We start from the raw sequence: 13,489 nt of genomic DNA on the forward strand, positions 1-13,489 counted from the left end.
GCCTGTTCACGGTTCCGAAGGGTTTCGTTTGCCGGGAAGACGATGGCTTACGGATTCGATAATCCGTTTGTGCAGTGTCTGCGGATATTCAAGGGCGTCGAGTACCATGAACCGATCCGTTTCTTCTTTTATGATATCGAGGTAACCCTGTCTGACTCTCCGGAAAAAATCCAGTCCGGATCGTTCTATCCGATCGAGTTCGCTGTCGTCGAATGCGATGGGCAGAGACTTTTCCGAAAATTTTCGCAACATGGCATGTTCAGGTGAAATATCGAGATAAAACGTCAGATCGGGCCTGAGAGAAAAAATCGACAGATCGATGACGGTCTGCAGCATCCGGCGGTCGATGCCTCGTCCATAGCCCTGATAAGCGGTGGTCGAATCGAAGAATCGGTCGAGAATTACGGCTTTTCCTGTTTCGAGTGCGGGCAGAATGACTTTTTGCACCAGTTCGGCGCGACTTGCCGAGAAGAGAAGCAATTCACCGATCGGGCTGATATTCTCTCGGCTTTCAAGAAGGATATCCCTGATTTTTTCGGCTGTCGGGGTTCCTCCCGGCTCTCGAAGGACAAGCACCTCGATCTCCTGTTCGGCAAGCCATTTCTGGAGTTTTCTGATCTGCGTCGATTTTCCGGCGCCGTCGATGCCTTCGAAGGTTATGAGCATTGTGTGTCCGGATGATTATTGCCGTTAAGAATGAATTCTCTGACTGCGGCAGAAAACTTTTCGGGGTATTCCAGCATCGGAGAGTGGCCGCAGTTGTTGAACATGATAAGGCTGGAGCAGGGGATTTCCGTGTTCACGGAGCGGGCGATTTTCGGAGAGAAGTACTGGTCGTGGTCACCCCAGATAATCAGAACGGGAATATTCAGTTCTCCGAGCTTTTTGCGCAGACCCGAGCGGTTGAGATCGAGCTTCATGAGGTTGCTGTTGAGGGACATTACGGTGTCGAAGGCGTCACGGTCGCGCGCTGTTTCGAGGTTTTTGCGATAGGAATGGGGATCGACCATGGCAGGGTCGAAAAAAGCCGTGGAATACATCTTTTCCGATACCGTTTCCGCTGTCATGACTTTTTTCAGTACCTGGCGTATGCCGGGAAGGCTTATGCTTTTTGCCCAGAAAGGGACATGGATGAATCCGTCGGTATTGCTCAGTACAATTTTTTTATAGGTGCCGGGGTAAAGCAGCGCTGAGGCGAGCAGATATTTCCCTCCCATGGAGTGTCCGGCGGCATAGAGGTTTTCACTTGTGCTGCCGGTTTTTTCAAGAAATTCGCGGATCAGCGAAGCGTACAGTTCAAGGGTATATGTTTTTCTGCGGGGTTTATCGGAAAGTCCGAACCCGAGAAAATCAAGGGCAAGCACCCTGAATGATTTCGACAGATGCGGGATGACCTGTTCGTAAAAATCCAGAGACGAAGAAATGCCATGCAGGAGCAGAATGGTATGTTCTGCGCGACCGGTTTCGATATAGCGGTGCCTGTGACCTCCCAGGGTGATGTACCGGTTCTGTGGAGCCATTGCGTGGAGCGGATTACGATGCGGTTAATGGAGGTTTTCTGCAGAAATAGAATAAAAATAGTAGAGAGTTGTCAAAAGACGTATCATCTTCGGTTATTTCTCTGTTGTATAATATACTGCGCGTATCTTTTTTTGTCGGTGCGGGAATCAGTGCGGTTGGCCCGACGGTCTGATTACGATTTCGTTTACATCGACATGCGGAGGCTGAGAGAGTGCGTACATTACCGCATTGGCAATATCCTCGGCTTTCAGTTCAGGGGTGCCCGGTTTCTGCAGATGATTCCAGAACGGCGTATCGACCACTCCGGGTTCAATCAGCGTCACGCGGACGCCGGTGCCGGCCATTTCGTTACGGATTGCATGCGCCATGCCGGTTACCGCCCATTTTGTGGCCGAATAGAGATTTCGTATAGAGGTTATACGGCCGACGACGGATCCGGTCATGAGAAAGTGACCTTTTGTCTTTATGAGCTCGGGCAGGGAAAGCCTTGCCGTCGCTGCGGCTCCGAAAACGTTGACCAGCACCATCTCCCGCCACTCTTCGGGCTTGTCTTTGCCTCCGAAAAAAGGAGAGCCTTTTGAAAAGCCCGCATTGGCCAGGACGGCATCGATCCTTCCGAACCGTTCGAGCGCTCTTTCGATCATTTTTTCCTGCGAAGACCAATCAGCGACGTCACAGGGTATTGCGATAGCATGATCGCTGCCCAACTCAAGCCCGATGGCGTCGATTTTACTGCAGGATCGGGCAGCAAGAACGACGCGATATCCGTTTTTGACGGCAATTCTTGCTGTTGCGGCGCCAATTCCTGAAGAGGCTCCGGTTATGAGTATGACCCGGTTGTTATTCATATACACGAGCGGTTTGACGTTGCTTTGATATGAAAGATAATTGTTGCAAACATTGAAGTTATTATAGTAACTTTAAATATAGGCTGAAAATCATGCCTGAATGCGGGTCTTCGGTGTCGAGCATTCAGGGTTTACATTTTGTTGGCTCCCATCAGCATTCGGTTTTCACTATGCAGGAACCTGCCCCTTCCGCCGCTCCGAATCCCGGCGATATACATGATAAGGACTTTTCCCTGGAACGGCGCAGTCGGCAAGTCTTTCATAAGGAATCCGAACCCTGCGGCTTCAATGATCAGGCATATCTCCAGAGCATACTCAGGGCCGTACCTGCGGGTATCGGTATCGTAGAGAACCGTACTTTGATGGATATCAACCAGAGAGTTTGCGATATTCTCGGCTACGAAAGGGAGGAGCTTGTCGGCCGTAATTCGCGGATCCTCTATCTCAGCGATAAAGATTACGACTATGTAGGGACTGAAAAGTACCGTCAGATAGCGGCATACGGCATCGGAACGGTAGAAGTGCTCATGCGCAGGAAAGATGGCCGGATCATCAATGCGGTACTCAGCTCGGTACCTCTCGATCCCCGCGATATTTCCAGGGGGGTGACCTTTACCATTCTTGATATAACGGCTGTTCGTCAGGCTGAGATTCAGCTGAGGGAAAGCGAGGAGAAGTACAGGACTCTTGTGGAGCGTTCCATTCAGGGAATGCTTATCGGCAGGGGTGATCCTCCGAGAATCTGCTTTGCAAGCAAGCCCATCGAGATGCTTACCGGCTACACTCCGTCTGAACTTGTATGCATGACTGCCGACCAGCTTTTCGCGCTCGTGCATCCTGACGATGCCGAGGCATTCTTTCATGCGTATCGGCAGAGGATCCATGGGCAGGAGCAGCAGGTTCAGGGAGAATTCCGGATAATCCACAAGAATGGCGGGATCCGCTGGATTGAAATATTCGGAACGGTGATTTCGTTTGAGGGGCAGCCGGCGACTCAGACCGTCATGGTCGATATAACCGACAGGAAGCTTGCCGAAGAGACCATGGCAAGAAGCCGCGAGTCGCTGAAATTACTGTTCGATAACATACGGGACGGCATATTCGTCTATACTCTTCTGGAAGACGGCTCGCCTGGTAAATTCGATATGGTGAACCGGACGGCTTGTTCGATGCTCGGTTACGACGAACAGGAGCTTCTGACAATGTCTCCACCGGATATCTGCACTGCCGAGCCTTCAGCGGAGTTTGCCGAATCCGTCAGAAAGCATAATTCCTGTTTTGCCGGAAATCGTCTGTTCGAAGTCACAATGACTGACAGGCAGGGTCGGCGTCTGCCTGCCGAAGTCAGTTCGGCCGAAATCGTTTTTTCCGGCAGACCCTGCGTCATTGCGACCGTTAGGGATATCTCCTCAAGAAAGCGCTCCGAAGAGGAGATCAATAAAATCAGCACGGCGCTGCAGCAGAGCCCTACAGTAGTTGTTATGACCAATGCTGCGGCGGAAATCGAGTATGTCAATCCGAGATTTACGGAACTGACCGGTTACGGTACGGCGGAGGTGTATGGAAAAAACCCCCGGATTCTCCAATCCGGACTCATGCCCGATGAGCATTACCGGCAGATATGGGATGTCCTCCGTTCCGGCAGAACGTGGAAGGGGGAGTTTCTCAACAGAAAGAAAAACGGAGAGCTGTACTGGGAGAACGCGATGATAGCTCCCGTCCTGAACGCACAGGGGACTGTCACGCATTACGTTGCCGTCAAAGAGGATATAACCGATAACAAACGGCTTTGGAACGAACTGGTTGCCGCGAAGGAAAAAGCCGAAGAGAGCGACCGGCTGAAAACGGCATTTCTGGCCAACATGAGCCACGAGATCCGTACCCCGATGAATGGAATTCTCGGATTTTCCGAGTTGCTCAAAGATCCGCTTCTGAGTGGTACTGAAAAGGAGGAGTATATAGATCTTATCCTTCAGAGCGGCAGAAGAATGCTTGGCATCATCAATGATCTGATCGATATATCGAAAATAGAGACAGGTGAAATAACCGCGCATTTTTCCGATACTTCGATACATGAAGTCTTTCAGGATCTCAAGGCGTTTTTCGCTTCCCAGATGCGCAGAAAGAACCTCTATCTGCACTTCAGGAGATCGCTGCCTCCCGATGAAAGCATTATTCTGACTGACAGAAACCTGCTTGTGCAGATTATGACCAATCTGCTGCAGAATGCCTTGAAATACACTTTTTCAGGCGGTGTTGAATTCGGATACTTTAAAAAGGGCGATTCTCTGCACATGTACGTCAGGGATACCGGAAAAGGAGTTCCTGCCCATTTGCAGGAAAAGATTTTCGATCGTTTTCATCAGGGGGACGTGAGCGACTCACCGGATAACGATGGAGTCGGACTCGGTCTGAGCATTTCCAGGTCCTTCGTCGAGGTCCTTGGGGGGCGCCTGGAACTCGAATCGAGAGTTGGCGAGGGAAGCGTTTTTTCTTTTTCGATACCCTATCGAAGAATTGAGCCGGTTTCGGAGATGCCAGACATGGAAGATTGCCGGAAGCCTGGCGATTTCCTCGGAAATCTTCATATACTTGTAGCCGAGGATGACGCCGTCAATCGCATGCTGCTTGAAAAATTGCTTGAACGGCAGAGTATAAGCGTTGTTTCGGTTGTCGATGGCGAAATGGCCGTGAGCGAAGTGCGCGGAAATGCAGATATCGATCTTGTACTCCTTGATATTCGTATGCCGCGCATGAATGGCTATGAAGCTCTTTTTGAGATCAAGAGAATCAGGCCCGATCTGCCGGTTGTTGCCCATACGGCGTTTTCATCTCCTGACGATAAGAAACGCGCCATAGAGGCGGGATTCGACGGGTTTGTCTCAAAACCGGTAGTTATTGATGAATTATATCGGTTGATCACCCAGTTGACTGAGAGTTGCAGATACCATAAACACTGATTCTGTTCAGTTCAACCAACCCAAGGAGGACGATATGCAGAGAAATACAGTTATTGCGGTTGTGGCGGCCCTGATGACCATTTCTTCGTGTTCACCTATCAAGAAGCCGGCTGTAAAAGAGGCTGAACCGGCAGAGACGCTTAAAGTTGAAGCAAAAGCGCCTCGTGCGGGCGAACCCGTTATGCCTGTAGCAGCAGCTGTTCCGGCTAATCCCGCAATGGTCGAACTCGGCAAGAAACTGTTTTTCGATCCGCGACTTTCGAAATCGGGTTTTATTTCCTGCAACTCGTGCCACAATCTCAGTATGGGGGGCAGCGACAACCTGAAATCGTCTATCGGTCATAAATGGAACAAAGGGCCGATAAACTCCCCGACCGTCCTGAACTCTTCGATGAACCTTGCGCAGTTCTGGGATGGACGCGCAAAAGACCTTAAGGAACAGGCCGGCGGCCCTATCGCCAATCCCGGAGAGATGGCCTTCACTCATGAACTTGCCGTCAGCGTGCTGCAGTCGATTCCAGGCTACGTCGAGGAGTTCAAGGCCGTTTTCGGATCGGATCAGATTACCATTGATCAGGTGACCGATGCCATAGCGGCATTCGAGGAGACGCTCGTTACGCCTGATTCGCGATTCGACAAGTGGCTGCTCGGAGACGATAACGCTATAACGAATGAAGAACTGAAAGGGTACGAACTGTTCAAATCGAGCGGATGCACCGCTTGTCATAATGGCCCTGCACTCGGAGGCAACTCCTATCAGAAAATGGGCGTGATCGAGCCCTACAAGGCCACAAGCCCGGTCGAGGGGCGTTCGGCCGTTACGGGAAAGGATGCCGATCGTTTCAACTTCAAGGTGCCGACGCTTCGCAATGTCGAACTGACCTATCCCTATTTCCATGATGGAGAAGCAGCTACGCTTGCCGAAGCTATCGACGTGATGGGTCAGATCCAGCTCGGCAAGAAATTTTCGCCGGAGGAGAATGCGAAAATTGTGGCTTTCATGAAAACCCTTACCGGATCGCAGCCGTCATTCATGTTGCCGGTTTTACCACCATCTTCCGATTCTACGCCATCTCCGGAGCCTTTCGGGAAGTGATACCCCCATGTTGTTTCCTGAAAAGCCGGAAAAAAAGGGCGCTCTTCAGAGCGCCTTTTTTTATTGGGGGTTCTTTTATCTGGCTGCGATTCGAGACACTGATCGATATGCTGGCTGTTCTCTATTATTTCGGTAAGCGAGGGTTCAGGCCGTCGTTCTCGCTATTCCCGCAATGATGGCCATGGTGCCGATGGCCGCATGGGCGAGCGAAACGCCTGCGAGGTTAGGATATTTCCTGTAGATTGCAGCCAATACGATTCCCGCTGCAAATGTTGCAAGTGCTGTTGTTACGTCGAAGTATATAATATGAATAAAAGAAAATACAGCCGCAGAGACGAAAATCTGCACCGAGGGTTGCTTTATGCCGGCGCGATTCATTTCGGCGAAAAGGAAACTCCGGAACAGGAATTCCTGAAGCGGACTCGATATGAGTATGTAAAAAACAAAAAACAGAGCGCGTGGATGATCTGCATCTGTTTCGATAAGACCGTATCCGGAAAGGAAAAAGAAAAGTGCCGCAGATAAAAGGACGAAAAATGCATTTGCTTCAAGGGACTGCTTCAGATAAGTCATCTGTATGCCAAGTTCTCGTGCGCTGTATCCATGACGCAGGGCGATGAACATAGATATGCAAAAAACTCCCGCAAGACACACCCAGCGAAGGGAAAGGGGTACTAAGCCGGATACAAGAAGAATTACCGGCAGAAAGAACAGCAGAAAGATCAATACTGAAAAAGTTACGACGGATGGGTAACGGTAAAAAAAAGAGATGTTTTTATATAATCGGAGGAAGCGGAGCATGAGCGGTACAAAGTAAACGGCTTATTGTTTTTTTTCTGTGGTTTTATGAAGATGTCTGCATGATAAACAGTTCATCCGGTTCTGATTTTTTTCGATTGTTTCATCGGTTTCGTATCCGGGCTGCCCGGGTGTCATGACAGACCCGCAATTGCCGGTCTCACTGCATTGAACGGATTTTTTTTATGATCATCCGGTGAGGATGAATGATCAGGTCGTCTTCATGTTCAGGCAGGGTGACTTGCCGGGCCACAATTTCGAGAATGCGAGGTTCGAGGTGTTCCGAAATGTCGAGCATGTGGGCGAGATGGTGCTGCAGTTCGTAGTGTATGAACTGGACGGCATGGTTTTTTTTCATTTTGCCGAGGAGTTCGGCAACCAATTCATGTTCGAGGTGTCTGGATACTTCGCTGAAGTATTCGAGCGGCAGGTCGTTAGCATAACCAGTAGCCTGATCGACTCCCATCTTCCGGCAGACTCCTGCTGCGATCCGGGGTTTGATATGCTCGACCATGAGCGGAATTACAATGAAGTGCGGGATGTACTTCACGATCATGCCGATGGCATGAAAGAGCTCTTCGAACCCTTCAGTTTCCCTGTTTACCACTTCCCGCACATATGAAGCCATGCTTTTCTGTTCAAACGGCTGCAGGTTATTGAGTTCTTCAGGTAAGGGAATATCTGTCCAGGCAAGCGCTTCCTGCAGTTCAGTCATGATGCGGATTCTTTTACATCGTTGGTATGTTCGCGTGGTTTACTCATGAAACCTATTTTATTAAAAAAAACGGTAAGAATGAATGGCTGCTGAGGAAATCCTCGGCGAGAGGTAAAAAACCTTGCGTGAATGGCTATATTGAGCGGTTTTCCTGATATATATACCGAATTTTCAAACGCATTTCTGATTAAACAAAGGCATAAGGGCGACGGATATGGTATTATTGACGGTAGAGGGACTCAGCAAGCAGTACGGTCTGAAAAAACTTTTCGAGGATGTCTCTTTCGGCATTGACGACAGGGACAAGATAGGCATCATAGGAGCAAACGGCAGCGGCAAGAGCACGTTGCTGAAAATTCTTGCGGGGGTCGAAACTCCAGACAAGGGAAGGGTTTCGATAACCAACAACCGCAAGATAGCCTATCTTCCTCAGGAGTCGCCCTATAATCCAGATGATTCCGTGCTTGAGGCGGTGCTGAAGTCGGGAGACAACGTCATGCAGCTCATTTTAGACTATGAGCTCGCATGCCATGCGCTTGAAGCCGGCCATAGCGACGATCCATCCCTGGTGGAAACGGTCAGCAGGCTTTCGCACGAGCTCGATGTGACGGGAGCCTGGGATCTCGAGGCTAACGCTACGGCTGTGCTCGGCAAGCTCGGACTTCAGGACGTTACCGCAAAGATGGGTACGCTTTCCGGAGGTCAGCGCAAGCGCGTAGCACTGGCTCACGCTCTCGTTACGCCATCCGATGCGCTTATTCTCGACGAACCGACCAACCACCTCGATGCGGACAGCGTGGAGTGGCTTGAGAACTATATCCGCCGCTATCAGGGTGCGGTGGTACTCATTACGCACGATCGTTATTTTCTCGACCGCGTAGCCAACCGGATGTTCGAGCTGGATGGACGGACGGCAAAAACCTTTATGGGAGGTTATGCGGCTTATCTTCAGCAGAAGGCCGAAATCGAAGAACAGGAACAGCGTGAGGACCGAAAACGACAGGCACTGATCCGCCAGGAGCTCGACTGGATGCGGACCGGCTGCAAGGCGCGCACCACAAAGCAGAAGGCGCGCATGCAGCGAGCCGAAGAACTGGTATATGCCCCTAAAAAAACGCAGCAGCAGGAGATGGAGATCGGGTTCGGTGCGGAGCGACTCGGAGGCAAGATCATCGAGTTTCACCAGGTTTCGAAATCTTACGGGGATAAAACGCTTCTGCACTCGTTCGAATATCTGCTGCAGAAAGGAGACCGAATCGGCATTATCGGGCCTAACGGATCGGGAAAAACCACGCTTTTCGACATGATCACCGGACGGGTTGCGCCTGACAGCGGCCATATCGATATCGGTAAAACAGTAAAAATCGGATATTACGATCAGGAGAGTCGGGAGCTCGACGACGACAAGAGGGTAATCGAGTTCATCCAGGAGGAGGCCGAGCAGATTAAGCTGAAGGACGGGCAGGTTTTTTCTGCTTCGAAAATGCTGGAGCGTTTTCTCTTTACCCCCTCTACGCAGTACAGTTATATCAGGACGCTTTCCGGCGGAGAGCGTCGCAGACTATATCTTCTGAAACAGCTTATCGGTTCTCCGAATGTGCTCCTGCTTGATGAGCCGACCAACGATCTCGATATTCCTACTCTGCAGGTTCTTGAAGACTATCTTGATTCCTACGAGGGGTGTCTGCTTGTGGTCAGTCACGATCGCTATTTTCTCGATCGTACCGTCGAGCATGTTTTTGCTTTCGAGGACGGAGGCCGGATCAGGCGATATCCTGGAAATTACAGCGTCTATCTGGAGATGAAGCAGAAAAGCCTCGATAAGCCAAAGGAAAAGGTACCGGCGATAAAGGAGCCTGCAGTCGTAAAGCCTGCCAGGGAAGAAGCGAAACAGCGGAAGCTGAACAGTAAGGAGAAGAGGGAACTCGAACAGCTCGAAGAGCGGATAGCCGAAGCCGAAACTCGCCAGGAGGCGATCAATAAAGAGCTTGCTGCTGCCGGTTCCGATTTTCAGGAGGTACAGCGGCTGGGTGCTGAATTGCTTGAGCTCCAGAAAAAACTCGATCGCGACATGACCCGCTGGACCGAACTTGCCGAGTTTTCCTGAGTCAATCGCTGCCTGTAGAAGCATGAATACGATCGATGCCATATTCTCAAGGCTTCAGCTCATTTCGGACGAAAAGACTGCGAGCACTCTTTGCTGGTTTTTCAAGACCGGACCCGGAGAGTATGGAGAAGGGGATCTGTTTCGCGGAATCCGCGTGCCCGTGCTCCGTAAGCTGTGCCGCGAGTTTTCCCATGCGAGCGTCGATGATGCCTTCGAGCTTCTTGCTTCATCCTGGCATGAAGACCGTCTGCTCGGTCTCCTGCTGCTTGTCGATAGGTATAAAAAGCCGGATGAAGCACAAAGATCGTTGATTTACGCTCGCTATTGCGCATGTACAGACAGAATCAATAACTGGGATCTCGTTGATCTTTCGTGTCCGAGGATCGTCGGTTGCCACCTGCAGGAGCGCGACCGTCGGCCGCTTTATCGTTTCGCTTTATCGGATAGTCTCTGGGAGCGTCGCATCGCAATAGTTTCGACGTTTCATTTCATCAGGGCCGGCGATTTCCACGATACGCTTGCCATTGCCGAAAAGCTGATGGGCGACCGGGAGGATCTTATACACAAGGCGACAGGCTGGATGCTCCGCGAAGTCGGCAAGCGCGATGTCGAGGCGCTGGAAGGGTTCCTTTCGGAATACTACCGCGGCATACCGAGAACTATGCTGCGCTATGCAATTGAAAAGCTTCCGGAACAGCGCCGACAAGCCTGGCTCAAAGGCCTTATCTGAGACGTTTCGGCTTCCCGTTTCCGGTTTCCGGTTCAGTCTGTATGTGCACGCTATGAGCGACTTGCCCTGATTCGCAGGCAGGACGATCAAAGACGAATACGGACGTTCAAGGAAAGATTCTCAAGCCTTCTGACTCCATTCTCACGCTTCCTGATTCACTTCTGAAATTCCGGATGTCCGGTCTGCCAGAGGCCGAAGCTCAGGACGTCGGCCAGGGTTTCGAAGTTTTTTGTTTTGGCGTTTCCCATGCCATGCCCGGCTTCAAAATCCGTGAAGAGCAGCACGTGTTTGCCGGAAGCAGTTGCTGCCTGCATGCGGGCGGCGAATTTAGCGGGCTGCCAGGCAATCACCCTCGGGTCGTTGATGCCCCCTGTCACAAGGGCGGCAGGGTAGTTCACGCCGTCTCGCAAATGCAGATAGGGGTCCATGGCAATAAGCGCGCGGCACTCTTCTGGTATTTTCATGGTGCCGAATTCAGGTATGTTCACTGGTCCGTTCGCGGTTGTTTCGCCTCTGAGCGGGTTCATCGCGCCGACCTGGGGAATTGCAGCTGCAAACAGGTCGGGGCGCTCGGTGATGGCTCGACCGACCATGATTCCTCCAGCGCTCGCTCCGTTAATGGCAATCCTGTCTGGCGATGTGTATCCGTTTTTTACGAGGTACTCCGCTCCGCTGATTGCATCTTTCCAGGTATTGGCTTTTGTTGTTTTCATTCCTGCAGTGTGCCATCGATATCCCAGTTCTCCGCCGCCGCGCACGTGCGGAACTGCGAAAATACCGCCTTTCCAGGTCCAGAGCAGCAGGGATGGACTGAAGAATGGGTTCATGGATTTTCCGTATGCGCCGTATCCGTATAGCAGTACAGGGTTATTTCCATTCTTTTCAAGACCTTTGCGGTAAATCAGCGAAAGGGGCATTTCAACGCCGTCGTGCGAGGGCGCCATCAGTTCCTCGACCACGAGATTCTCGTATTCAGGGTACCGGGCAGGTGAGGAAAGTGTCTCATCGAAGAACGTAAAACTCGTTTTATCGAAACGGAATCTCCGGTAATCGCGGTTCCATCCTGTCAGGACGGTCCATACTTCGGGGAACCGGAATCCCTTCGAGGAGAGCGATATGGTGCCCGCCTTGAACGGTAGGGTGATTTTACTGCTCAGGTAGCTTCCGTAATCCTGATGATAGAGCTCCTCCTGTACGCCGTTCCTCGAAAGCTTGTAGTATATGCCTTCGCTTGTGAGTGTGAAACCGGTGAGTTTTGCGTCGCGGAATTCCGGTATGACTGTTTCTGCGTTTTTCAGGTCGGGATTCTGCAGCGAGGTTTTCAGCACCCGGAACCCGGGCGCATTTTTCGGGGTGTAGATGTACAGTTCGTTATCCGTAACGGCAAAGTCGTGAATGTCGTCTTCGGGTCTGAAGAGAGGTTTCCATGAAATTTTCTTCTGCTGGAGTTCAGCTGCGGGAGCATAGTAGACCTGAAGCCGTCGATCGACATTCGAAACGAATGCGAAAAGCGTGTTGCTCTCTTTGTCGAAAGATGCAAGGGGGATGTCTTCGGGGTTGATTCCAAGTTCCGTGTTCAGCGTGCTTGAAAAAATTTCGCGATCATTCGATGGATCGGTTCCGATTCGGTGCAGCCATACTTTGCTTGCGTATTGTGGCCCCGTGTCTGCTGCGCCTGATGGTTCGAGGCGATTGAAGAGGAATGATCGCCCGTCAGGCAGCCATGAGGGCGATGCGAAACGGCTCCGGTTGATGGCTTCGGGATACCATTTTCCGCTGTCGGTATCCACGATGATGAGGGTTGCGTTTTCAGATCCGTCCGGGTAGACTGTCAGTGCAACGGTGGCGCCGTCGTCACTCGGGGCAATCCGTCCGATGGTGTAGTGGGCTTCTTTTTTTTGATTGTATGTCGAGGGGTCGAAGAGCAGGGTTTCCGTTCCGGTATATCCGTTCCGATAGTATAGCTTTCCGGTTTCGTCAGACGGGGTCTGCTTCAGATAGAAATAGCGATCGTTATCAGTGATTGCAAGATTGTATATTTTTGCGGATTTTCTGCTGTCGAAATCCTGCATTTTCTTTATCAGTTCATTCCGTCCCGGTATTCTGTCCAGCATGGTGCGCGCATAGGTCGATTGCGCTTTCAGCCAGGCCGTTACTTCGGGATCTCTGAGCTTTTCCATATACCTGTACCGGTCGGTTAAGGTGGTATCACATATTTTTTCCTCAAAAGGTTTTTCGGTTGCTTTCGGTGGTAAGCCGGAGTTTCCTTTTATCTGTCGAGCATGAACGCGGGCTGTTCCGAAAAACAGCAGGAAGACGGACAACGTAATCAGGGTATTTCGAAGCTTCATTTCTATGGGATGAAAATGGAAAAGGCATGTTGCTATCCATGCCTTGAGAGTTACAAAATAAATATACGATCGAAACATGTAAAGACCGATTATCTTCGGTCGCGATTGCCCCAGCCGCCGAACTCGCCTCGAACATCGTTATATCGGCCTTCTTTTGTTCCGGAATCGCCTTTGTCGTCGCCTTTTCGTTCATCGTTATCCTTGACATATTTTCCTGCGCTGCCGAACTTGCGGTCATTGTCGAGTTTTCTGACACCGTCGAACTTGCGGTCATCGTCGAGTTTTCTGACACCGTCGAACTTGCGGTCATCGTCGAATTTTCTGACACCGTCGAACTTGCGGTCATCGTCGAGTTTTCTGACA

General features: G+C 51.0%; 10 protein-coding genes and 1 pseudogene. 4 read left to right on the forward strand and 7 right to left on the reverse strand.

Annotated elements, in window-relative coordinates:
• Positions 1 to 6: 6 nt before the first annotated feature.
• From tmk to K4305_RS07060, 3 genes are all read right to left on the reverse strand, one after another.
• Entirely contained in the window at positions 7 to 666 is a 660-nt protein-coding gene (gene tmk, locus K4305_RS07050; RefSeq protein ID WP_331561700.1) for a dTMP kinase, read from the reverse strand.
• Complete coding sequence (locus K4305_RS07055; protein ID WP_331561701.1) at positions 657 to 1,520, reverse strand: alpha/beta fold hydrolase; 864 nt, start codon at positions 1,518 to 1,520, stop codon at positions 657 to 659. Before K4305_RS07055 ends, tmk begins: the two co-directional genes overlap by 10 nt.
• A 147-nt stretch (positions 1,521 to 1,667) precedes the next feature.
• Positions 1,668 to 2,369: an SDR family oxidoreductase gene (locus K4305_RS07060; RefSeq protein ID WP_331561702.1), complete on the reverse strand. Its 702-nt coding sequence runs from the start codon at positions 2,367 to 2,369 to the stop codon at positions 1,668 to 1,670.
• A 170-nt stretch (positions 2,370 to 2,539) separates the two neighbouring features.
• On the opposite strand from K4305_RS07060, the gene K4305_RS07065 reads away from it, so the two are divergent.
• Both K4305_RS07065 and K4305_RS07070 read left to right on the forward strand, forming a co-directional pair.
• Positions 2,540 to 5,329, forward strand: a complete 2,790-nt coding sequence (locus K4305_RS07065) for a PAS domain-containing hybrid sensor histidine kinase/response regulator (protein ID WP_331561703.1) — start codon at positions 2,540 to 2,542, stop codon at positions 5,327 to 5,329.
• Positions 5,330 to 5,363: 34 nt separating this feature from the next.
• Positions 5,364 to 6,425 (forward strand): cytochrome-c peroxidase, encoded by a 1,062-nt coding sequence (locus K4305_RS07070; RefSeq protein WP_331561704.1) that lies wholly within the window; start codon positions 5,364 to 5,366, stop codon positions 6,423 to 6,425.
• A gap of 144 nt (positions 6,426 to 6,569) precedes the next feature.
• Here the strand turns inward: K4305_RS07070 and K4305_RS07075 are convergent, their stop codons facing one another.
• Together K4305_RS07075 and K4305_RS07080 are read right to left on the reverse strand one after the other, a co-directional pair.
• Positions 6,570 to 6,998 (reverse strand): CPBP family intramembrane glutamic endopeptidase, encoded by a 429-nt coding sequence (locus K4305_RS07075; RefSeq protein WP_331561705.1) that lies wholly within the window; start codon positions 6,996 to 6,998, stop codon positions 6,570 to 6,572.
• A gap of 385 nt (positions 6,999 to 7,383) precedes the next feature.
• On the reverse strand, positions 7,384 to 7,938 hold the full coding sequence (locus tag K4305_RS07080; protein ID WP_331561706.1) for a hypothetical protein: 555 nt from the start codon (positions 7,936 to 7,938) through the stop codon (positions 7,384 to 7,386).
• Between the two features lie 214 nt (positions 7,939 to 8,152).
• Between K4305_RS07080 and K4305_RS07085 the strand changes: the two genes are divergently transcribed.
• Together K4305_RS07085 and K4305_RS07090 are read left to right on the forward strand one after the other, a co-directional pair.
• Positions 8,153 to 10,045: an ABC-F family ATP-binding cassette domain-containing protein gene (locus tag K4305_RS07085; RefSeq protein ID WP_331561707.1), complete on the forward strand. Its 1,893-nt coding sequence runs from the start codon at positions 8,153 to 8,155 to the stop codon at positions 10,043 to 10,045.
• A 22-nt stretch (positions 10,046 to 10,067) separates the two neighbouring features.
• Entirely contained in the window at positions 10,068 to 10,775 is a 708-nt protein-coding gene (locus K4305_RS07090) for a DNA alkylation repair protein (RefSeq protein WP_331561708.1), read from the forward strand.
• 155 nt (positions 10,776 to 10,930) lie between these two features.
• Here the strand turns inward: K4305_RS07090 and K4305_RS07095 are convergent, their stop codons facing one another.
• Together K4305_RS07095 and K4305_RS07100 are read right to left on the reverse strand one after the other, a co-directional pair.
• On the reverse strand, positions 10,931 to 13,126 hold the full coding sequence (locus tag K4305_RS07095) for a prolyl oligopeptidase family serine peptidase (RefSeq protein WP_331561709.1): 2,196 nt from the start codon (positions 13,124 to 13,126) through the stop codon (positions 10,931 to 10,933).
• An 89-nt stretch (positions 13,127 to 13,215) separates the two neighbouring features.
• A pseudogene (locus tag K4305_RS07100) lies at positions 13,216 to 13,489 on the reverse strand (hypothetical protein); the annotation flags it as partial.

Source organism: Chlorobium sp. (genome assembly GCF_036528655.1).
In the GTDB taxonomy this organism is placed as follows: Bacteria; Bacteroidota; Chlorobiia; order Chlorobiales; family Chlorobiaceae; genus Chlorobium.

Bases quoted from the DNA above. Each gene is read 5' to 3' on its own strand.
- K4305_RS07060 (WP_331561702.1), bottom strand. From the start codon at position 2,369: ATGAATAACAACCGGGTCATACTCATAACCGGAGCCTCTTCAGGAATT.
- K4305_RS07070 (WP_331561704.1), top strand. From the start codon at position 5,364: ATGCAGAGAAATACAGTTATTGCGGTTGTGGCGGCCCTGATGACCATT.
- K4305_RS07080 (WP_331561706.1), bottom strand. From the start codon at position 7,938: ATGACTGAACTGCAGGAAGCGCTTGCCTGGACAGATATTCCCTTACCT.
- K4305_RS07065 (WP_331561703.1), top strand. From the start codon at position 2,540: ATGCAGGAACCTGCCCCTTCCGCCGCTCCGAATCCCGGCGATATACAT.
- K4305_RS07095 (WP_331561709.1), bottom strand. From the start codon at position 13,126: ATGAAGCTTCGAAATACCCTGATTACGTTGTCCGTCTTCCTGCTGTTT.
- K4305_RS07090 (WP_331561708.1), top strand. From the start codon at position 10,068: ATGAATACGATCGATGCCATATTCTCAAGGCTTCAGCTCATTTCGGAC.
- K4305_RS07085 (WP_331561707.1), top strand. From the start codon at position 8,153: ATGGTATTATTGACGGTAGAGGGACTCAGCAAGCAGTACGGTCTGAAA.
- K4305_RS07075 (WP_331561705.1), bottom strand. From the start codon at position 6,998: ATGACTTATCTGAAGCAGTCCCTTGAAGCAAATGCATTTTTCGTCCTT.
- K4305_RS07055 (WP_331561701.1), bottom strand. From the start codon at position 1,520: ATGGCTCCACAGAACCGGTACATCACCCTGGGAGGTCACAGGCACCGC.
- tmk (WP_331561700.1), bottom strand. From the start codon at position 666: ATGCTCATAACCTTCGAAGGCATCGACGGCGCCGGAAAATCGACGCAG.